Source organism: Erwinia sp. PME.40.26/001 (genome assembly GCF_055556675.1).
Genome location: NZ_JBVHNP010000015.1, coordinates 1 through 21,161, shown reverse-complemented (window position 1 = coordinate 21,161; position 21,161 = coordinate 1). Strand labels below are relative to the sequence as shown.

Annotated in this window: 14 protein-coding genes and 1 riboswitch; of the genes, 5 read left to right on the top strand and 9 right to left on the bottom strand. The window is 57.1% G+C overall.

All coding sequences use genetic code 11. The features are described 5' to 3' along the window. Positions 1–311 precede the first annotated feature (311 nt). Positions 312–1,955: a glucose-6-phosphate isomerase gene (pgi, locus tag ACZ3HG_RS22270; RefSeq protein ID WP_465334480.1), complete on the bottom strand. Its 1,644-nt coding sequence runs from the start codon at positions 1,953–1,955 to the stop codon at positions 312–314. Between the two features lie 369 nt (positions 1,956–2,324). Beyond that, a riboswitch (Lysine riboswitch) is annotated at positions 2,325–2,514 on the top strand. Positions 2,515–2,605: 91 nt separating this feature from the next. Here pgi and lysC point away from each other — a divergent pair. Together lysC and panS are read left to right on the top strand one after the other, a co-directional pair. Continuing rightward, a complete protein-coding gene (lysC, locus tag ACZ3HG_RS22265; protein ID WP_191935627.1) occupies positions 2,606–3,958 on the top strand; it encodes a lysine-sensitive aspartokinase 3 in 1,353 nt (450 codons plus the stop codon). A 214-nt stretch (positions 3,959–4,172) separates the two neighbouring features. Continuing rightward, entirely contained in the window at positions 4,173–5,087 is a 915-nt protein-coding gene (gene panS / locus ACZ3HG_RS22260) for a ketopantoate/pantoate/pantothenate transporter PanS (RefSeq protein ID WP_062748362.1), read from the top strand. 95 nt (positions 5,088–5,182) lie between these two features. Here panS and ACZ3HG_RS22255 read toward each other — a convergent pair whose 3' ends face one another. From ACZ3HG_RS22255 to metH, 3 genes are all read right to left on the bottom strand, one after another. Next, a complete protein-coding gene (locus ACZ3HG_RS22255; protein ID WP_191935628.1) occupies positions 5,183–6,808 on the bottom strand; it encodes a Na/Pi cotransporter family protein in 1,626 nt (541 codons plus the stop codon). A gap of 181 nt (positions 6,809–6,989) precedes the next feature. Then, positions 6,990–7,799, bottom strand: a complete 810-nt coding sequence (locus ACZ3HG_RS22250) for an alkaline phosphatase family protein (RefSeq protein WP_191935629.1) — start codon at positions 7,797–7,799, stop codon at positions 6,990–6,992. A gap of 189 nt (positions 7,800–7,988) precedes the next feature. Then, positions 7,989–11,672 carry a methionine synthase gene (metH, locus tag ACZ3HG_RS22245; protein ID WP_465334475.1) on the bottom strand — a complete coding sequence of 1,228 codons (3,684 nt, stop codon included), beginning with the start codon at positions 11,670–11,672 and terminating at the stop codon, positions 7,989–7,991. Positions 11,673–11,869: 197 nt separating this feature from the next. On the opposite strand from metH, the gene iclR reads away from it, so the two are divergent. Then, positions 11,870–12,703, top strand: coding sequence for a glyoxylate bypass operon transcriptional repressor IclR (iclR, locus tag ACZ3HG_RS22240; RefSeq protein ID WP_191935631.1), 834 nt, complete (start codon positions 11,870–11,872; stop codon positions 12,701–12,703). 6 nt (positions 12,704–12,709) lie between these two features. On the opposite strand, the gene cynR is transcribed toward iclR, so the two are convergent. Beyond that, positions 12,710–13,603 (bottom strand): transcriptional regulator CynR, encoded by an 894-nt coding sequence (gene cynR, locus ACZ3HG_RS22235; protein WP_191935632.1) that lies wholly within the window; start codon positions 13,601–13,603, stop codon positions 12,710–12,712. A gap of 113 nt (positions 13,604–13,716) precedes the next feature. Here cynR and ACZ3HG_RS22230 point away from each other — a divergent pair, with 113 nt between their 5' ends. Together ACZ3HG_RS22230 and cynS are read left to right on the top strand one after the other, a co-directional pair. Next, positions 13,717–14,355, top strand: coding sequence for a carbonic anhydrase (locus ACZ3HG_RS22230; RefSeq protein ID WP_191935633.1), 639 nt, complete (start codon positions 13,717–13,719; stop codon positions 14,353–14,355). 18 nt (positions 14,356–14,373) lie between these two features. Further along, positions 14,374–14,844: a cyanase gene (cynS, locus tag ACZ3HG_RS22225; protein WP_191935634.1), complete on the top strand. Its 471-nt coding sequence runs from the start codon at positions 14,374–14,376 to the stop codon at positions 14,842–14,844. Between the two features lie 15 nt (positions 14,845–14,859). On the opposite strand, the gene aceK is transcribed toward cynS, so the two are convergent. From aceK to metA, 4 genes are all read right to left on the bottom strand, one after another. Continuing rightward, the gene (gene aceK, locus ACZ3HG_RS22220; protein ID WP_465334471.1) at positions 14,860–16,623 is read right to left on the bottom strand and encodes a bifunctional isocitrate dehydrogenase kinase/phosphatase; all 1,764 of its coding nucleotides are present in this window, start codon (positions 16,621–16,623) and stop codon (positions 14,860–14,862) included. 44 nt (positions 16,624–16,667) lie between these two features. Next, entirely contained in the window at positions 16,668–17,972 is a 1,305-nt protein-coding gene (aceA, locus tag ACZ3HG_RS22215) for an isocitrate lyase (protein ID WP_191935636.1), read from the bottom strand. A 21-nt stretch (positions 17,973–17,993) separates the two neighbouring features. After that, complete coding sequence (aceB, locus tag ACZ3HG_RS22210; protein ID WP_465334469.1) at positions 17,994–19,592, bottom strand: malate synthase A; 1,599 nt, start codon at positions 19,590–19,592, stop codon at positions 17,994–17,996. Positions 19,593–19,904: 312 nt separating this feature from the next. After that, on the bottom strand, positions 19,905–20,834 hold the full coding sequence (metA, locus tag ACZ3HG_RS22205) for a homoserine O-acetyltransferase MetA (protein WP_191935638.1): 930 nt from the start codon (positions 20,832–20,834) through the stop codon (positions 19,905–19,907). Positions 20,835–21,161: the final 327 nt, after the last annotated feature.

Sequence of the window (21,161 nt, the reverse complement as noted above, 5' to 3'; positions counted from 1 at the left end):
TATACCATTAATGCGCCATTTATTTAAGAATTATCTGCCTCTAAATACGACCTTTTACGATGCTTTTAGGAATAAGCCCATCCCTGACCCGGCCACTTTACTCATCTTTGGGGTGGAAAAAAGGCCACAGAATCAGCCGGGGGAGAGCCGCCCGGCCTCCGCAGTGCAATGGTGAGAAAAACACGGCACTGTCAACCAGGTCCAGTTATTTCCAGAAAATAAAAAACCCCCAGAAATCGGGGGTCAGCGCCGGACACCGTGCCGGTCAATGCGACGGGGCGGCAGGTGAAAAGCCGCCCACGCCCCTGCGGTTAGCGCCAGGATTTATAACGATTGATCAAACCGTTGGTCGAACTGTCATGACTGTCGACCGGCTCCGCACTCGCCAGCTCTGGCAGGATGCGGTTAGCCAGCTGTTTGCCCAGCTCAACGCCCCACTGGTCGAAGGTGAAGATGTTAAGAATAGCGCCCTGAGTGAAGATCTTATGCTCGTAAAGGGCAATCAGCGCACCCAGGCTGTACGGCGTGATGTCACGCAGCAGGATGGAGTTCGTCGGACGGTTACCCTCAAACACTTTATACGGCGCGACGTGTTCGACGGACTGCGCGTCCTGTCCGGCATCGGCAAACTCCTTTTCCACCACTTCACGCGATTTGCCAAACGCCAGCGCTTCGGTCTGCGCAAAGAAGTTCGACAGCAGCTTGCTGTGATGATCGCCCAGTTTGTTATGGGAGACCGCAGGCGCGATAAAGTCACACGGCACCAGTTTGGTGCCCTGGTGGATCAGCTGATAAAACGCGTGCTGACCATTAGTGCCAGGTTCGCCCCAGATGATCGGGCCGGTCTGGTAAGTCACCGGGTGCCCGGCGCGGTCAACGTATTTACCGTTAGACTCCATGTTGCCCTGCTGGAAGTACGCAGAAAAACGATGCATATACTGGTCGTAAGGCAGGATGGCTTCGGTTTCTGCACCGAAGAAGTTGTTGTACCAGATGCCAATCAGCGCCAGCAGGATCGGCAGGTTTTTCTCCTCCGGCGTATCGGCAAAGTGGCGATCCATCGCATGCGCACCGTCCAGCAGCTTTTCGAAGTTTTCGAAGCCAACGGAAAGGATGATAGACAGGCCAATAGCCGACCACAGGGAATAACGGCCACCGACCCAGTCCCAGAATTCGAACATGTTGTCGGTATCAATACCAAACTCAGCGACGGCTTTGCCGTTGGTCGACAGCGCAGCAAAGTGCTTCGCTACGTCTTCCTGATGACCCGAGGTCAGGAACCAGTCGCGCGCGCTGTGGGCGTTGGTCATGGTTTCCTGTGTGGTGAAGGTTTTTGATGCCACGAGGAACAGGGTGGTTTCCGGGCTCAGGGTCTTCAACGTTTCGGCAATGTGCGTGCCGTCCACGTTGGAGACAAAGTGCATATTGAGGTGGTTTTTAAACGGACGCAGCGCTTCGGTGACCATAAACGGTCCCAGATCTGATCCGCCGATGCCGATGTTGACCACGTCGGTGATCGGTTTGCCGGTGAAACCTCTCCACTCGCCGCCGATAATACGCTCAGAGAAGCCTTTCATCTTCTGCAGCACGGCGTTCACTTCCGGCATGACGTCTTTGCCGTCAACCACGATCGGGGTGTTGCTGCGGTTACGCAGGGCCACGTGCAGGACCGCGCGATCTTCCGTGCGGTTGATCTTTTCCCCGGAGAACATCGACTTGATTGCGCCCTGCAGGTCGGTCTCTTTGGCCAGCGCCAGCAGTTTATCGAGGGTTTCGCGGGTGATGCGGTTTTTCGAAAAGTCCACCAGCATCTGATCGTCGAACGTGGCAGAGAAGGCAGCAAACCGGTCGGCATCGTTAGCGAAAAGGTCAGCAATCTGAACATCTTTCATTTGTTCATAATGCTGGATCAGTGCCTGCCAGGCAGCGGTTTGTGTCGGATTGATATTTTTCATAGCAACACTCTTTTTATTTAAGAACAGTCAGTCAGACCGGACGATATCTTACCTGTTACGGGCGTTCGGCTCCCCTCTTCCTGCAACAGGTTATAGCTATCATCCCGCCACGATTCGGTATCCGGCGGTGCGGACGATCCCGCCAGGGGATATAAGTATGACTATTCATACCCTTTTCCGGGTAAAAATTATAGCCCGGACATGGCTTATAAGAATTGACGCTTAGGGTCTAAACGGTGATTTTTGTAGCAAAAGTGATTAGCGTGGGTGATACCGTACCGATCATAACGAAAATGAATAATCATCGGCCGACAGGCGTTGACAGCCGCACCATAACCCGATATTCCTATGCGCAACTTATGCACCGCATAAGCCAGAAGAGGCGCGTCGCCCAGGCAGTGTGTTGGAGGAACCGTATCCTTTGATAACGCATGATGGGGAGCGACGCCGAGGTATTAACCACACGGAGTGGGGCATATCGACCGCAGGGGCTGAATCCTCTGGGTTGTCACCAGCAACGTCCGGTAGTCGGGCGGCGAGGTGGGGCGCTTCTGGGTGACGCGTAGCCTTTCTTCTACGTCCTCTCCCGTTGCGTTCTTCCCTTGTGCCAAGCTGATGGAATAAATCCTGACACGAAGGTAGTCATCGTAATGTCTCAAAATCTGATCGTGGCGAAATTTGGCGGCACCAGTGTCGCTGACTACACAGCTATGAACCGCAGCGCCGATGTGGTGCTGTCTAATCCCGATGTGCGTCTGGTTGTCCTGTCTGCCTCCGCAGGCGTCACCAATCTGCTGGTTGAGCTGGCGGCGGGCCAGCTACAGGAGCAACGTGCGTTCCTGCTGGACGAGATCCGCCGAATTCAGTACGCCATTATCGACGCGCTGGATCAGCCCGCGGTGATCCGTGACGAAATCGACCGCATGCTGGAAAACATCACCATGCTGTCCGAAGCCGCCGCGCTGGCCACCTCGACCGCTCTGACCGATGAACTGGTCAGCCACGGTGAACTGATGTCGACGCTGCTGTTCGTTGAGATCCTGCGCCAGCGTGACGTGGCGGCAGAATGGTTTGACGTGCGAAAAGTGATGCGCACCAATGACCGTTTTGGCCGAGCCGAGCCGGACGTCAGCATGCTGTCCGGGCTGGCCGCCAGCCAGCTGCAACCCCGCATTGCGGAAGCGCTGGTCATCACCCAGGGCTTTATTGGCAGTGAAGAGCAAGGCCGCACCACCACGCTGGGCCGTGGCGGCAGCGACTATACCGCTGCGCTACTGGGTGAAGCGCTGCATGCGCAACGGATTGATATCTGGACCGATGTACCGGGTATCTACACTACCGACCCGCGCGTGGTGCCTGCCGCGAAACGGATTGATGTCATTACCTTCGAAGAAGCCGCTGAAATGGCGACCTTTGGTGCCAAAGTGCTGCACCCTGCTACGCTGTTGCCGGCAGTACGCCGTGATATCCCGGTGTTTGTGGGCTCCAGCAAGGATCCGGCGGCGGGCGGTACCATTGTCAGTAATAAAACAGAGAACCCGCCGCTGTTCCGTGCGCTGGCCCTGCGCCGCAAGCAGACCCTGTTAACCCTGCACAGCCTGAGTATGCTGCACACCCACGGCTTCCTCGCCGAGCTGTTCAGCATTCTGGCGCGCCATCAAATCTCGGTCGATCTGATCACCACCTCAGAAGTGAGCGTGGCTCTGACGCTGGATACCACCGGTTCAACCTCGACGGGGGCCAGTCTGCTGACCCAGGCCCTGCTGACTGAACTTTCTTCGCTGTGCCGGGTGGAAGTGGAAGAGAACCTGGCGTTAATTGCCATTATCGGCAACAAGCTCTCGCAGGCCTGCGGCGTGGGTAAAGAGGTGTTTGGCGTCCTGGATCCGTTTAACCTGCGCATGATCTGCTACGGGGCCAGCAGCTATAACCTCTGCTTCCTGGTGCCCGGTAACGACGCTGAAAAAGTCGTGCAGACGCTGCATCACAATCTGTTCGAGTGATTGCAAAACCGGGCATGGCCCGGTTTTTTTTCGCCGGACGCAGAAGAAGAACGCTGTGCTGCCTGAACCCCACTGCGGTGGGGTTTTCTGCTTTATATCACGTCAATGTCGCTGACTTTTCACCCCGTTTTTAATGCTATGATCCCCTGTTCATTATCCTGTGCTATGGCAATTTTCTCCGCTTCATCAATAACGCTTATAAGGATCCACGGCTATGCTCGCCACTGTCACCCGACTGTTCCCACTCTGGGCGGTCCTGCTCTCTGTCGCTGCCTATTACACCCCCACCACGTTCACCGGCATGGGGCCGTACGTGCCCTACCTGCTGATGCTGATTATGTTTGGTATGGGCGTAACGCTGAACGTCGGCGATTTTAAACGCGTTCTGACCCGGCCGGCACCGGTGGTCGCCGGGACCTTCCTGCACTACCTGGTGATGCCACTGGCGGCCTGGGGCCTGGCAAAACTGTTTCATATGCCACCGGACCTGGCGGCAGGGATGATCCTGGTGGGCAGCGTGGCCAGCGGCACGGCGTCAAACGTGATGATCTACCTGGCGAAGGGGGATGTGGCCCTGTCGGTGACCATCTCTTCTGTTTCGGCCCTGGTGGGCGTCTTCGCCACCCCGCTGCTGACCAAATTCTACGTGGATACCCATATTCAGGTCGACGTGGTCGGAATGTTGCTGAGTATTGTGAAGATTGTCGTTGTTCCGATCGGTCTTGGCCTGGTGATCCACCATACGCTGAACGGCGTCGTCAGACGCGTGGAGCCTTACCTGCCGGCGTTTTCGATGGTGTGTATCCTGCTGATTATCAGCGCCGTGGTCGCGGGCAGCCAGAGCTTTATCGGTTCAGTGGGCCTGATGGTGATTGTCGCGGTGATCCTGCATAACGCTATTGGCCTGCTGGGAGGCTACTGGGGCGGCAAGCTGTTTGGCTTCGATGAGTCCACCTGCCGTACGCTGGCGCTGGAAGTGGGGATGCAGAACTCCGGTCTGGCGGCGGCGCTGGGCAAGATGTACTTCTCGCCGCTGGCGGCCCTGCCGGGTGCGCTGTTCTCCGTCTGGCACAACCTGTCCGGCTCGCTGCTGGCGGGTTACTGGTCCGGTAAGCCGATTAAGAAATAACTTCCCGGTAACGGTTAGCCTGACTGCCGCAGGGAGGCGGCAGTCAGACTGAAGGCACGGTGGCGGCGACCTGCCGTCACAGCGCTTCTGGCAGGTTAATCGTCTTTTTTATCATCATCCGCCTGCTCAAGAACGCTGTACGCCACTGCGCAAAACAGCGAGTTCAGACGTTTCATATCGCCCAATAGCCCCAAATGCAGCGAGCTGGTTTCAATGCTCTGCACGTTTTGCTGGTGCAGGCGGTCAACGTGCGCATGCGAGTAACGACGGTTGGTGATGCGAAAACGGTGCTTGGCACGGCGCAGACGCTTCGCGCTGGTGATATCACGTGACAGGAACACCGACAGGCTGAGACGCAAATTGCTGGTCAGCAGTTCAAGTTGGGCATCCAGCTCCTTCATCCCCTCGGCAGAGAACGCCCGCCCCGCAGCCAGGGATTTATCCGCCACGTCACCGCTCATACGTTCCAGAATATCCCCCGCCATTTCGAGGTTAAGCGCCATCTCGATGGTTTCTGCCCAGCGACGCGAGTCTTCTTCCGGCAGGTCTTCCTTCGGCATCTGTGCCAGATAGAGCTTGATGGCGGTATAAAGCACATCGACGTCATCATCCAGCTTACGGATCTCGCGGTCTTCACGCAGTTCACCGTGCACCACCTTGCCGAAGGTTGCCAGCATCTGCTCCAGCACATCGCCCATGCGCAGGGTTTCACGGGAAGCATTGGCCAGCGCCAGCGCCGGGGTATCCAGCGACCCGGGATCCAGATGGCGCGGCTTCAGACGCAGGTCTGTTTCCGGTTCTTCACGGATCAGCCGGCAGCAGAGGCTGGCCATCAGTCCGGCAAACGGCACCATCACCACGCAGCGGATCAGGTTGTAGAAGACGTGGAAGAAGATCACCAGCTCTTCATCGTTTACCGGGAGTTCGTCCAGCCAGCCCGCCAGCGGGTCGATAAAGGGCAGCACCATCAGCGAACCGATAAATTTAAACAGCAGGCTGCCCAGCGCCACCCGCTTGCCGGAGGCATTCGATGCGCTGTTATTCAGCATCGCCAGCAGCCCGCTGCCGAGGTTGGCCCCGACCACCAGGCAGAGCGCCACTTTAAACGAGATCACGCCGCTGGCCGTCAGCGTGGCAGTCAGCAGCACGGCCGCCAGGCTGGAGTAACTGATAATGGCAAACAGCGCCCCAATCAGCGAGTCGAGCATCACGTCGCCGGTCAGCGAGGAAAACAGTACCTTGACGCCTGCGGCCTGGGTGATAGGCGTGGCGGCGGTGACGATCAGCTGCAGCGCCAGCAAAATCAGGCCCAGCCCGATACTGGCGCGACCCAGCTGCCCCGCACGGGTCTGCTTGCGGCCCAGGAAGAACACCACGCCGAAGAAGATAAACAGCGGCGAAAGCCAGGAGAGGTCAAAGGTGAGGATACGCGCCATCAGCGCCGTACCGACGTCGGCACCGAGGATAATCACCAGCGCCGGCGTCAGCCCCACCAGCTCCTGCGCGACAAAAGAGGTCACCAGCATGGTGGTGGCATTGCTGCTTTGAACCAGCGCGGTTACGCCAATCCCGGAAAGGAAGGCCATCGGTTTTTTGGCCACGCTGCGGCTGAGTACCCGCCGCAGGTCGGCACCGTAAACGCGCATGATGCCGGTACGCACGATATGGGTTCCCCATACCAGCAGCGCCACGGCAGAAAGAAGGTTAAGCAGGGTTAACAACGGTCGCGATCTCCATGATGACAATATGATGACGGCACGCCTGTGCCACATACCGTTAATCTTAGCCGATCTTGTCTCGTTCTCCGCCGATTAAAACGGCGGGATGACGCGTAACCCCACATTCTTCATCAGGTCACTTCACGCTGCGTCCGCGTATCCAGCCAGGCAAGTCCTTTTCCTTTCACCGTCCGGCGGCCAGCAGCGCGGCGCAGTAGGGCTTATCATGCTCCACCCCGAGGATCTGACAAAGGGTGCCGCAGAGTTCGGTCTGCTGCGGCAGGGCATCCACCGTCCTGGAGAAGGCGCTGCCGAAAACAAACAGCGGTATCTGCGTCTCCTCCGGCAGGGTGCCGCCGTGGCTGCGGTCGTCGTTCATGCCGTGGTCGGCAGTGACGATCACCTGATAACCCTGCTGTAACCAGTCCGGCATCCAGTGCGACAGATAGCCATCGGCCATGCGCGCCCGGTTGCGGTACTGCGGGGTGGAAAAGCCGTGCTTGTGCCCGGCATCGTCAATATTCATGGGATGGATCAGTAAAAAATCGGGATCATGGCGCAACCGCAGGCTCTCGGCATCTTCAAACAGATGCGAGTCCGGGTAGCCGTCATCGGAATAGAAATGGCCGAACTGGACAGGCAGCTCAGGCGCATGGGTATGACGGTCTCTCGGGGCGTCAAACGGCGTGCGGTTGTACAGCTCGCTCACCCAGTAATACGCCGCCGCTGCCGTGGTCAGCCCTGCCGCCCGCGCATAGTGAAACACGCTGCGCTGCTGGCTGAGACGGCTGACGCCGTTGTGAATAATACCGCTATTCAACGGCGTTACGCCGGTGAGGATGCACTCATACAGCGGGCGCGAAAGCGACGGCAGTTCGCAGGTCATCTGGTAACACTGACCCCGGCCCTGTGCGCACTCCGCCTGCAAGTAGCCCATCGCGTACCGGGCCACCTGAAAGTTCAGTCCGTCCAGTACCACCAGAATTGTTTTCATCGCTTCGCCTTATCGCTTCATGTTGATGATGACGTTTTCCCGCCCCCACGTGGCGGTATCGGCAATCGGCTGCGCGCTTTTGTATTCAGAAGCTGACTTCAGTCTGGCCTGTCCGTCAGCTTCGCACCCCTTTGTGGCTTATTTGTGATGAAAAAATTAACGGGGGATGTCATCAGCCGGGCACTGACCTTAATCCGCGTCATACCCCAGGTTCGGCGCTAACCAGCGTTCGACTTCGCTGACCGGCATCCCTTTGCGTCTGGCGTAGTCTTCAATCTGGTCGCGCTGCAGCTGAGCAACAGCGAAATATTTACTGTCCGGGTGGCTGAAAATCCAGCCAGACACGGCCGCTCCGGGCCACATGGCGAAAGACTCGGTGAGCTTCATACCGGTGTGGTTTTCCACATCCAGCAATTGCCAGATGGTGGCTTTCTCGGTGTGTTCCGGGCAGGCCGGGTAACCGGGCGCGGGACGAATGCCCTGGTAATTCTCGCGGATCAGCGCGTCGTTGCTGAGGTTCTCGGTAGCGGCAAACCCCCAAATCACCTTACGCACCCGCTCGTGCAGGTATTCGGCGAAACCTTCAGCCAGCCGGTCAGCCAGCGCTTTGACCATGATCTTGTTATAGTCATCATGCCTGGCGTCCCAAACCTCTGCCAGGGCGTCCTCTTCCAGCCCACCGGTGACGGCAAAGGCTCCGAGGTAGTCCGCTTTGCCACTGGATTTTGGCGCAATAAAATCAGCCAGGCAATAGTTGGCAAACCCCGTTTTTTCTGTCTGCTGGCGTAAGTGATGACTCACTTTCAAAACCTGTGTGCGTGATTCATCAGTGTAGATCTCGATATCATCGCCGACGCGGTTAGCCGGGAAAATACCGACCACGCCGCGTGGATTGAGCGCGCCGTCACGGCTTAGCTGATCCAGCATCTCATTCGCGTCGGCAAACAGGCGTTTCGCTTCTTCACCCACCACCTCATCTTCCAGAATGCGCGGATATTTGCCCGCCAGCGACCAGGTCATAAAGAAAGGTGTCCAGTCGATGTAGTTGCGCAGCACATCGATGTTAGCGCTCACTTCGCTCACACCCAGCCTGTGAGCTACCGGTGGCGTGTAGTTTTCCCAGTCAAACGTAAAATCATTGTCGCGGGCGACCGCTAAGCTCACTGGCGGTGTGCGCGGTTTTTTACGCCCGTGCTGAATACGCACGGTGTCGTACTCTTTGCGCGTGCGGGCAACAAATTCATCGCGCTGGGTGGACGACAGCAGTGCCGATACCACGCCGACGGTGCGCGAGGCATTCTGTACATACACCGTTGGCCCGCTGTAGTTCTGCTCGATTTTCACCGCCGTGTGGGCTTTCGAGGTGGTCGCACCGCCAATCAGCAGCGGCAGGGTAAAGCCCTGGCGCTCCATCTCTTTCGCCACGTTCACCATCTCGTCCAGCGACGGGGTGATCAGCCCGGAGAGTCCGATAATATCAGCGTTGTGCTCACGGGCGGTTTTGAGGATTTTCTCGCCCGGCACCATCACGCCAAGATCGATAATTTCGTAATTATTACACTGCAACACCACGCCAACGATGTTTTTGCCAATGTCATGCACGTCGCCTTTTACCGTGGCCAGCACGATTTTACCGTTAGTGCTGCCCTTCTCTTTGCTGGCTTCGATATAGGGTTCCAGATAAGCCACCGCCTGTTTCATCACGCGCGCCGACTTCACCACCTGCGGCAGGAACATTTTCCCCTCGCCAAACAGGTCACCGACCACGTTCATTCCGGCCATCAGCGGGCCTTCAATCACCTCTATCGGGCGGGTGGCCAGCTGGCGGGCGGCCTCCGTATCGGCTTCGATAAATTCGGTAATACCTTTCACCAGCGAGTATTCCAGCCGTTTATCCACCTCCCAACTGCGCCACTCCGCCTGCGGTTTGGTGCTGTCGTCGTCGGCTTTGCTGCCGCGATATTTCTCCGCCAGCTCCAGCAGGCGCTCGGTACCGTCATCGCGACGGTTCTGCACCACATCCTCCACCGCTTCACGCAGGTCGGCCGGCAGATCGTCGTAAATCGCCAGCTGCCCGGCATTAACGATCCCCATATCCATGCCGTTGCGGATGGCGTGATAGAGGAAGACCGCGTGGATCGCTTCGCGTACCGGGTCATTGCCGCGGAAGGAGAACGACACGTTGGAGACGCCGCCGGAGATCATCGCATGCGGCAGCTCGCGCTTGATGTCTTCACAGGCCCCGATGAAATCCATCGCGTAGTTGTTGTGCTCTTCGATGCCGGTGGCGACCGCGAAGATATTCGGATCGAAGATAATATCTTCTGGCGGAAAACCCACCTCTTCGGTCAGCAGTTTGTAGGCACGACGGCAGATTTCGATTTTGCGCGCACGGGTATCGGCCTGGCCTGCCTCGTCGAAGGCCATCACCACCATCGCGGCTCCGTAGCGTCGCACCAGGCGGGCGTGGTGCAGAAACTGTGCTTCACCCTCTTTCATTGAAATGGAGTTCACAATGCCCTTGCCCTGAATGCACTGCAGGCCTTTTTCAATCACGCTCCATTTAGAGGAGTCGATCATAATCGGCACGCGGGCAATGTCCGGCTCTCCGGCAATCAGGTTGAGGAAGCGCACCATCGCCGCTTCCGCGTCGAGCATCCCCTCATCCATGTTGATATCGATAATCTGTGCGCCGCTCTGCACCTGCTGCAACGCCACTTCCAGCGCTTCTTGATACTTTTCTTCTTTAATCAGTCGCTTAAATTTGGCCGAACCGGTGACATTGGTACGCTCACCGACGTTAACAAACAGGCTTTCTGCACTGATGGTCAGCGGCTCCAGCCCCGACAGGCGGCAGGCAACTGGCAGTTCGGGCAGCTGGCGCGGAGCGACCCCGTCAATGGCGCGGGCCATCGCCGCAATGTGTTCTGGCGTGGTGCCGCAGCAGCCACCGACGATGTTGAGAAAACCGGCCTGCGCCCATTCTCCAATCTGTTCCGCCATGATCTGCGCATCCAGATCGTATTCACCAAAGGCGTTGGGCAGCCCGGCGTTAGGGTGCGCGGTGACATAGCCCTCGGCTATGCGCGCCAGCTCCGCCACGTACTGGCGCAGCTCATCCGGGCCGAGGGCGCAGTTCAGCCCAAAGGAGAGCGGTTCGGCATGGCGCAGGGAGTTATAAAAGGCTTCCGTGGTCTGGCCGGACAGCGTTCGGCCGGAGGCATCGGTAATGGTGCCGGAGATCATCAGCGGCAGCTCAATCCCCAGCGCGTCAAACTCTGCTTTCACGGCAAAGACAGCCGCTTTGGCGTTCAGGGTGTCGAACACCGTTTCGATCATGATGATATCCGCGCCCCCTTCGACCAGTGCACGCGTTGATTCGCGGTAGGCGTCCACCAGTTGACTGAAGGTGACATTACGGAAGGCCGGATCGTTGACATCAGGAGAAATGGAGCAGGTGCGGTTAGTGGGCCCTAACACACCCGCGACATAACGCGGGCGATCTGGCGTGCGCTCCGTCCACTCATCGGCACAGGCCCGCGCCAGTTTGGCTGCCACGTAGTTCATCTCAGCCGACAGCGACTCCATCTGGTAGTCGGCCATGGCAATGGAGGTTGAGTTAAAAGTGTTGGTCTCAAGGATGTCCGCCCCCGCCGCCAGGTAGCCGTTATGAATTTCGCTAATGATGTCGGGTTTGGTCAGCACCAGCAGATCGTTATTGCCCTTCAGATCGCTCGGCCAGTCGGCAAAACGCGCACCGCGAAAATCCTCTTCTTCCAGCCTGTAGCTCTGGATCATGGTGCCCATACCGCCATCCAGCAGCATAATGCGTTTTTTCAACTGCTGATGCAGTGCTTCAATCCGGTTACTCACCACGTTTCCCCTTCAGCCTCGCCTCTGGCACCACTGCCAGCACGCCATACTGGCACAACTTTTGTGCGGGTAACAGTGATGCCAGATGAGACATTTTCAGCTGGCGGCGACCTCATCCGACCAGTCAGGCTGTCGTTGCAATATGGCTCAATAAAACGAAAATGATTTCCACATGGTGAAAAATTAAGGATTTTGTTATGGCGACCCCCGTCCCGGCTAAACGCGGCAAGAAGCCCCGCGCTGCAGCAGTGTCGACAGCGGCCCCGGCGGGTCAGGTGCAGTCGCTGACCCGTGGTCTGAAGCTGCTGGAATTTATTGCCGAATCTCACGGTAATGTGGCACTGACCGAGCTGGCACAGCAGGCCGGACTGCCGAACTCCACGACGCACCGCCTGCTGACCACCATGCAGCAGCAGGGATTTGTCCGCCAGGTGGGGGATTTAGGGTTGTGGACGATCGGAGCCCATGCCTTTGTGGTCGGCAGCAGCTTCCTGCAGAGCCGTAACCTGCTGGCGCTGGTACACCCGATGCTGCGCACGCTGATGGAACAGTCAGGCGAGACAGTGAACCTGGCTGTGCTGGACCTGAGCGATCATCAGGCGGTGATCATCGACCAGGTGCAGTGTACCCAGCTGATGCGGATGTCGGCCCCGATTGGCGGCAAGCTGCCGATGCATGCCTCCGGTGCGGGCAAGGCGTTCCTGGCTAACCTTGACGATAAGCAGGTCAGTGAGCTGTTACACCGCCAGGGCCTGCATCACTACACGCCAAAAACGCTGATGTCACCGCACAGCCTGAAGGAGAACCTGGCGCTGACCCGTAAAACCGGTTACTCCTTTGATGATGAAGAACACGCGCTGGGACTGCGCTGCGTTGCCGCCTGTATCTATGACGAGCATCGCGAACCCTTTGCGGCTATCTCCATATCCGGGCCGATTTCACGCATCACCGACGACCGCGTGACCGAAATCGGTGCGCTGGTGATCAAAGCGGCAAAAGAGATCACCCGTGAATATGGCGGCGTGCGCTGACGCTCGTTAAACCGGAAAGCGCGCGGCGATCAGTTCATGCAGCACATCGCTGAAGGCGCGCGCGGCTGCGCTGCGGTAGCTCCCTTTTCGCTGCAGCAGCAGAGCACGCCGCGTGGGAAGCAGGCTGTCCAGAGGCAACACCTGAAGCTGAGGATGATCCTGCGCTACCCCTTCGGGCAGAATGGTGGCTAACCGGCCGTGGCGGACAATGTCGATGATCGCACTGATGGCGTTGGCCTCGACCACCACTTCGGGATGCAGGCCATGCTGCTGGCAGTAAATATCAATAAACTGACGGGTGGCGAAGTCTCCGTTCAGCAGCGCCAGCGGCTGACGGGAGAACGTTTCTGCGCTGAGCGGCGTTTTTTGCTTTTCCAGCGGGTGTCCGCGCCCGACCACCATCTGCAGTGACTCGATAAACAGTTCGCTGCTCTCCGTTTCCGCCAGCTGAACCGGAGCGAAGGCAATCCCCATATCCAACTGATCTGCTGCCAGCATCCCTTCCATTTTCTCCTGGGTCATTTCACTGACACTCAGGTGTATCCCCGGGTAACGACGTGAGAAAAGATCCACCAGCGAACCGGCAAGATAGACCGTAAAGGTGGGCGTCATCGCCAGCCGCAGGCTGCCCCGCGCCAGCGTCTCCACGTCATGGATTGCCCGCACCCCGGCCTCCAGATCCTGCAGCGCCTTTTGCGCATAGTGCATCCACGCTTCTCCGGCATCCGTCAGTTGCACTGTCCGCCCGGAACGATCAAACAGGCGTATCGCTAATGATTCTTCTAACTGCCTGATTTGCTGTGAAAGCGTGGGCTGTGAGACATGTAATGTCTCGGCCGCACGCGTGAAATTGCCCTCTTTAGCTACGGCAAGAAAGTAGCGGATATGACGCAGTAGCATACACCCTATGGTATTGGTTATTCCTATGGAGAACATAGTAAATGGGTCTTAGACGCTATAGCAATAGCGGCGCACACTGCCGTCATCAACTCGTCACCATCGAAGGAGTGAGCATGAAAAAAGTTGTTGAGGGTGTTTTAAAATTCCAGCGTGAAGCCTTTGTCGGGCGTAGCGAACTGTTCCGTAGTCTGGCGACCAGCCAGAACCCGCGCACCTTATTTATCTCCTGTTCCGACAGTCGTCTGGTCCCTGAACTGGTCACCCAGTGTGAACCCGGAGACCTGTTTGTGATCCGTAACGCCGGGAATATCGTACCCGGCTTCAGCGCCGAGCCCGGCGGCGTGTCTGCCTCTGTTGAATACGCCGTAGCGGCGCTGGGCGTTGAAGAGATAATTATCTGTGGTCATTCCGACTGCGGGGCCATGACTGCGATTGCCACCTGCCAGTGTATGGACCATATGCCTACCGTCGCGAGCTGGCTGCGCTATGCCGATGCGGCTAAAGCAATCAATGAAGCCCATACCTTCGTTTCCGATGCAGAGCGTGTCAGCGCCATGGTGCGCGAAAACGTGATTGCCCAGCTGACCAATATTAAAACGCATCCCTCTGTCGCCCGCGCCTTGCAACAGGGCCGCCTGACCCTGCACGGCTGGGTCTATGACATTGCCAGCGGTACCGTTGAGGTACTGAACGACGAGCGCCACTTTATTCCCCTCACGACCTGTACTGCCGTTAACGGATTACGGGCCTGAATCTTAAAAGGAGTTACCATGACACAATCACTACATAGCCAGTTACCGCGCCAGCATCTGACCGACCTCATTATGGAGGCGAAAAGCCGCAAGGGCCTGACCTTTGAGGAGATTAACGAGGGAACGGGGTTCAGTCTTGCCTTCGTGACCGCGGCGCTGCTTGGGCAACACCCGCTACCGGAAGCGGCGGCACGTCTTGTCGGGGATAAACTCGGTCTGGATGACGACGCCATCCGCCTGCTGCAGACCATACCTCTGCGCGGCAGTATTGTCGGTGGTGTTCCGACCGATCCGACCGTGTATCGTTTCTATGAGATGGTGCAGATTTACGGCTCAACGCTGAAGGCACTGGTGCATGAGAAGTTTGGCGATGGCGTGATCAGCGCCATCAATTTCAAGCTGGATATTCAGAAGGTGGCCGATCCGGACGGCGGTGAACGTGCCGTGATCACCCTTGACGGCAAGTATCTGCCCACCAAACCGTTCTGATCCTCCGGGTTGCCCTCACGCCGACCCGAAAACGTCGGTCTCTGCTGCCAGCGCTGAAACACCGTAGCGCTGGCAAAACCGCTGGCGTCGGCGGTAAGCAAATACATCTTCAATGTGACCGTTTTGGATCCGCTGCTGCAGCTCACGCCAGAAGCCGGCGCAGAACAGCTCACCGTGCATTTCATCAAACAGCCTGGCAATCGACGGATCGGCACACAGGTAGTGGCGAAACTCTTCCGGGAAGACATCCTCTGGTGACACACTGTACCAGGGTTCATGACTCAACTCATCTTCCGGGTAACGCGGCGGCGGGATATCGCGGAAGTTCACTTCGGTCATGTAGCTGATCTCATCATAGTCATAGAACACCACCCGCCCGTGCCGGGTAACCCCGAAGTTTTTATACAACATATCCCCGGGGAAGATATTGGCTGCGGCCAGCTGTTTCACCGCGTTACCGTACTCTTCTATCGCTTCCCGCTGCTGCTGAGGGTTGGCCTGCGCCAGCCACATATTGAGCGGCGTCATACGACGCTCCATATACAGGTGGCTGATGACCAGCTGCCCGTCCTGATCGTGCAGCTTTTCCGGCACCTCACGCTGCAGCAGCGTCAGCAGTTCAGGACTGAGGCGTTGCCGCTCTATCGCGAAGTTTTCAAACTCCTGGGTGTCGGCCATTCTCCCCACGCGGTCATGCTCTTTGACCAGCTGGTAGCACTGCCGTACGCGTTCGGGGGTCACCTCTTTCTGTGGGGCAAAACGGTCCTTGATCACTTTAAATACCCGGTCAAACCCCGGCAGCGTAAACACCAGCATCACCAGCCCCGGTACGCCAGGTGCAACGACAAACTGCTCCGTAGTCGCTGCCATATAGTTGAGGTATTCCCGGTAGCTTTCGGTCTTACCGTGCTTCTGACAGCCAATGGCCATATACAGCTCGGCGGTGGTTTTGCTGGGCAGGATTTCCCGCAACCATTCAACCAGCGCCCCCGGAAGCGGGGCGTAGACCATAAAATAGGAGCGGGCAAAGCCAAATACGATGCTGGCCTCACGATTGCTGGTCAGGCAGGTATCAATAAACAGCTCACCCTCTTCGCTGCGGTGTATCGGCAGCAGGAACGCACAGATGCCAGAGGGGGTATAGAGTTTGGCGACCAGCCACGCGGCTTTGTTACGGTAAAACAGTTCATTGGCGACCTGTAAGGTCGCCTGTTGCAGCGCGTCTGCGGCGAAGTTTTCCCGCAGGTGTCGCAGAATAAAATCAATATCACGCGACAGATCCTGCCACGGCAGGCGCAGCGGGAGGTCGTGCAGTACGCGATGGAGTAAGGGTCGCCAGCCTTCTGCTGCGCGAAATGTTTTTGCCAGCGGGCGTGGGGTACTGCGAAAACGCCGCGGCGGTTGTGAACTGAAAATAAACAGCCGCTCCGGCGTCAGCGCCTGATGGTGGAACAAACGACAGTAGACAGAGTTAAAGAAGCTTTCCGCAATTTCAAAACGCGGATAGTCCGGCAGCAGATCGGTGTAGATCGTTTTGACCCGCTGCAGAAAGGCACGATCGTCTGCCTGGGAGGCCGTAATACAGCGCAGCTGCTCCACAACCAGACCGACGTGATGGTCGTAAAGATGAATGCGTGCTTTCATCGCCTGCTGTACCGCCAGCCAGTCAGCCTGTTCAAAGCGCTGCTGTGCTCCGGCGGTCACTTCCAGAAAACGGCCATACTGCGCGTCAAACCCCTGCAGGATGGTGCGGGCAATCAGGGTTTCCAGCATCGACATGTTTCACCTCCGGCGCTGGGGCAGGCCTGACGGCCCGCCCGGTGTCAGAACTGTTCTTCTTCCGTTGATCCGGTCAGCGCGGTCACTGACGAAACGCCCCCCTGGATGATGGTTGTGACGTGGTCGAAATAGCCGGTCCCTACCTCCTGCTGGTGCGAAGAGAAGGTGTAGCCCTGCGGGATGGCGTCAAACTCAGGCTGCTGGACTTTCTCCACGTAGTGGCGCATCCCTTCCCCACCGGCGTAGGCCTTCGCCAGGTCGAACATGTTGAACCACATGCTGTGGATCCCCGCCAGGGTGATGAACTGATATTTGTACCCCATCTCTGACAGCGACTGCTGGAAGCGGGCGATGGTGCGATCGTCAAGGTTCTTCTTCCAGTTAAACGACGGCGAGCAGTTATAGGCGAGCAACTTACCCGGAAAGCGGGCGTGGATGGCATCGGCAAACCGCCGCGCCTGCTCCAGATCCGGCTTCGAGGTTTCGCACCAGATCACGTCGGCATACGGCGCATAAGCCAGACCCCGGCTGATGGCCTGTTCAACTCCGGCATGCGTGCGGTAGAAGCCTTCCGGTGTGCGCTCACCGCTGATAAACGTGCGGTCGTATTCGTCGCAGTCAGAGGTGATCAGGTCAGCCGCGTCAGCATCGGTGCGCGCTATCAGCACGGTCGGCACCCCCATGACATCCGCCGCCAGTCGCGCTGCCACCAGTTTCTGGATCGCTTCCTGCGTAGGAACCAGGACTTTGCCCCCCATATGGCCGCACTTCTTCACGGAGGCCAGCTGATCTTCAAAGTGTACCCCAGCCGCTCCGGCCTGGATCATCGACTTCATCAGCTCAAAGGCGTTGAGCACCCCACCAAAACCGGCCTCTGCGTCGGCGACAATCGGCAGGAAATAATCCACGTACCGGGGATCGCCCGGCTCAATGTCGGCCGACCACTGGATCTGATCGGCACGCCGGAAGGTATTATTGATGCGTTCCACCACTGACGGCACCGAGTTCGCCGGGTACAAAGACTGATCCGGGTACATGCTGGCCGCCAGGTTGGCATCAGCCGCCACCTGCCAGCCGGAAAGGTAGATCGCCTCAATACCTGCCTTGGCCTGCTGCAGGGCCTGCCCGCCGGTCAGTGCGCCGAGGCTGTTGACGTAACCTTTCTTCGCCCCGCCGTTGAGCAATGCCCAGAGTCGGTGTGCGCCGTTTTCCGCCAGGGTACAGACCGGGTTTACCGAGCCACGCAGTTTAACTACCTCTGCCGCGCTGTACGGGCGGATAATGCCGTCCCAGCGTGCATCGCGCCAGGCCTGTTCTGTCTGCTGAATCTGTAGGGTACGAGAAGTCATCGTGGTGCTCCTTGTCAGGGTTCAGGGAAGTAAGCGATAGCCCGGGAGTGTCAAAAATTCCACCAGTTCGGGCTCCGTGGTAATACGTTCCATCAGGGCGGCAGCTTCAGCGAAGCGCCCGCCGTTAAACCGTGCGTCGCCCAGCTCATTACGGATGACCTGCATCTCTTCCCGCAGCATTTTGCGGAACAGCGCTTCAGTCACCACCTCACCGTTTTGCAGGGTTTTGCGGTGGTGGATCCATTGCCAGATTGAGGTGCGTGAAATTTCTGCCGTGGCGGCATCCTCCATCAGCCCGTAAATCGGCACACAACCGTTGCCGCTGATCCAGGCTTCGATGTACTGCACCGCCACGCGAATATTGGCGCGCATCCCGCCTTCTGTTCGTTCACCGTCACAGGGAGCCAGCAGCTGTTCAGCCGTGACAGGCGTATCCTGCTCGCGCAGGACGTGGAGCTGGTTAGGGCGATCGCCCAGCACCTCGTTAAAAATCGTCATGACCGTGTCGGCCAGACCCGGATGCGCAATCCAGGTACCGTCGTGACCGTTGGCGGCCTCACGCTGTTTATCAGCCTGCACCTTGTCCAGTACCCACTGGTTACGTTCAGCATCCTTATCCGGAATAAAGGCCGCCATGCCGCCCATGGCAAAGGCGCCGCGCCGGTGGCAGGTTTTGATCAGCAGGGTTGAGTAGGCGTTGAGAAACCCCTGGTCCATGGTCACCGACTGACGGTCCGGCAGAACGCGGTCCGGGTGGTTCTTCAGCGTTTTGATATAGCTAAAGATGTAATCCCAGCGTCCGCAGTTCAGCCCGACGATATGATCGCGCAGGTGCCAGAGGATCTCGTCCATCTGGAAGACGGCGGGGAGCGTTTCGATCAGCAGCGTAGCCTTGATGGTGCCGCGCGGCAGATCGTAACGATCCTCTGCGTAACTGAAAACATCACTCCACCAGGCGGCTTCCTGATATGACTGGGTTTTCGGCAGGTAGAAATAGGGGCCACTGCCTTTGGCCAGCAGCGCATCAACGTTGTGAAAGAAGTACAGGGCAAAATCAAACAGGCTCCCTGGAACAGGCTGATCACGCCAGGTGACGTGCTTTTCCGGCAGGTGCAGGCCGCGTACACGACATATCAGTACCGCCGGGTCGGGCTTCAGCTGGTAAATTTTGCCGGCTTCGCTGGTATAGCTAATCGTACCGTTAATCGCATCGCGCAGGTTAATCTGCCCGGCGATCACTTTTTCCCATGCGGGAGCCAGTGAATCCTCAAAATCCGCCATAAAGACATTTACATTGGCATTCAGCGCATTGATCACCATCTTACGATCCACGGGTCCGGTGATCTCGACTCTGCGGTTCTGCAGATCGGCCGGAATTCCGCGGATCTTCCAGTCTGTTTTTTTAATGGAATCCGTTTCCGAAATAAAATCAAGCAGGTTACCTGCGTCTATTTGCTGCTGCACTCGCTTGCGCTCTGCCAGTAAATGATCGCGTCGTGGTGTGAATTTTACTACCAGTTCGCTGAGAAAATTGACCGCCTCTTCTGTCAGGATCTGCTGTTCAGCCTGACCGGACGGGCGCTGAAAGGCCAGTTCACTGCTGATGGTCTGTTGCGTCATCTGTTTGCTCCTGTCACCGATACGGTCAGGTAAGCGTTGCGTTACCTGACGATCTTCTTTGAACATTCTTTGAACTGCCGGATCAAAATAGCATCAGTTAAAAATCAAAATCAAAAACTATTTCCATTTTTATTATTTAAACGACATAAGCGATTGAATATAATAAGATTAAACAGTGATAATTAAAGGAAGTGGTTTTCAGTTAAAAATGAGATCGCGATCGGGTGACTGGATTCAGCAAATAAAAGGCAGGCAGGATATATCAGGAAGCCGGTGGATCGCTGATCCACCGTCAGGAAAACAGAAAGGGAATTACTCTAACGTTGGGTTCATATGACGCAGATCGAACGGCGTGATCTGGTACACGTAGTAATTTAGCCAGTTTGAGAACAGCAGATTGCCATGACTGCGCCAGCTGGCACGCGGTGGCAGCGCCGGATTGTCATGTGGAAAGTAGTTAAACGGTACGTCCGGGTTAAGGCCAGCTTCAGCATCACGGTGGAATTCACCGGAGAGCGTCAATGCATCATATTCAGGGTGGCCGGTGACAAAGGCCAGACGCTTGTCTTTGCTGGCAAACAGATAAGCTCCGGTTTGTTCAGATTCAGCAAAAATTTCCAGGTCCGTGTAATCACGCAGCAGCTGCGTCGGGAAATCGGCGTAGCGTGAATGGGGAGCGAGGAAAGTGTCGTCAAAGCCGCGCGTTAACAGCGCATGTGGGTGCAGGATCTGGTGCTCAAACACGCCGGAGAGTTTGTTTTCGCGCGTCTGTTTCGGAATGCCATACAGAATATTGAGGGCTGCCTGAACGGCCCAACAGACAAAGAGTGTTGAAGTGACGTGCTCTTTCGCCCAGTGCAGTACTTTATGAATTTGTGGCCAGTAGGCCACATCACAGAAATCGACCAGCCCCAGCGGAGCACCGGTGACGATCAGCCCATCATAGTTGTCATTCTGGATGTCTTCGAAATTGCAGTAAAAGTTGTTCAGGTGCTCTGACGGCGTATTGCGTGACTCACGGCTGTCGATACGGAGCAGCTGCACATCAATCTGTAGCGGTGAGTTAGAAAGCAGACGCAGAAACTGGTTCTCCGTTTCGATCTTTTTAGGCATCAGATTCAGTACCAGCACTTTTAACGGGCGGATCATCTGCGTGCTGGCACGCGTGGACGTCATAACAAAGACGTTCTCGTTGCGCAGAAAATTCACGGCGGGTAATTCATCGGGTACCCTGATCGGCATAACCTGTTTCCTCACTACATACGTTTATACGTTTAGACATCCAGACAGCCAAAGATAACGCGCTATAGCCTGAATGTCGAGTACTCATCCGATTCTTGAAAATGTTTCATCTGATGGCGGTCAGTGCAGAGATAGTGAGGAAAAAGAAGGGGGGGTAAAAGAGGATAAAGGGTGCCGCCGTATCGGTTCAGCTTCTGCCACCCGGGGAAATTTAATGCACTCTTTACGCAGTTTTTCGGCTTTCCCCGGGGCCTGAACGCAAAAAACCCCGGCCTTTCGGTCGGGGTTATTGCTTTATTTGATGCCTGGCAGTTCCCTACTCTCGCA

Bases quoted from the DNA above. Each gene is read 5' to 3' on its own strand.
- pgi (WP_465334480.1), bottom strand. From the start codon at position 1,955: ATGAAAAATATCAATCCGACACAAACCGCTGCCTGGCAGGCACTGATC.
- lysC (WP_191935627.1), top strand. From the start codon at position 2,606: ATGTCTCAAAATCTGATCGTGGCGAAATTTGGCGGCACCAGTGTCGCT.
- panS (WP_062748362.1), top strand. From the start codon at position 4,173: ATGCTCGCCACTGTCACCCGACTGTTCCCACTCTGGGCGGTCCTGCTC.
- ACZ3HG_RS22250 (WP_191935629.1), bottom strand. From the start codon at position 7,799: ATGAAAACAATTCTGGTGGTACTGGACGGACTGAACTTTCAGGTGGCC.
- iclR (WP_191935631.1), top strand. From the start codon at position 11,870: ATGGCGACCCCCGTCCCGGCTAAACGCGGCAAGAAGCCCCGCGCTGCA.
- cynR (WP_191935632.1), bottom strand. From the start codon at position 13,603: ATGCTACTGCGTCATATCCGCTACTTTCTTGCCGTAGCTAAAGAGGGC.
- ACZ3HG_RS22230 (WP_191935633.1), top strand. From the start codon at position 13,717: ATGAAAAAAGTTGTTGAGGGTGTTTTAAAATTCCAGCGTGAAGCCTTT.
- cynS (WP_191935634.1), top strand. From the start codon at position 14,374: ATGACACAATCACTACATAGCCAGTTACCGCGCCAGCATCTGACCGAC.
- aceK (WP_465334471.1), bottom strand. From the start codon at position 16,623: ATGTCGATGCTGGAAACCCTGATTGCCCGCACCATCCTGCAGGGGTTT.
- aceA (WP_191935636.1), bottom strand. From the start codon at position 17,972: ATGACTTCTCGTACCCTACAGATTCAGCAGACAGAACAGGCCTGGCGC.
- aceB (WP_465334469.1), bottom strand. From the start codon at position 19,592: ATGACGCAACAGACCATCAGCAGTGAACTGGCCTTTCAGCGCCCGTCC.
- metA (WP_191935638.1), bottom strand. From the start codon at position 20,834: ATGCCGATCAGGGTACCCGATGAATTACCCGCCGTGAATTTTCTGCGC.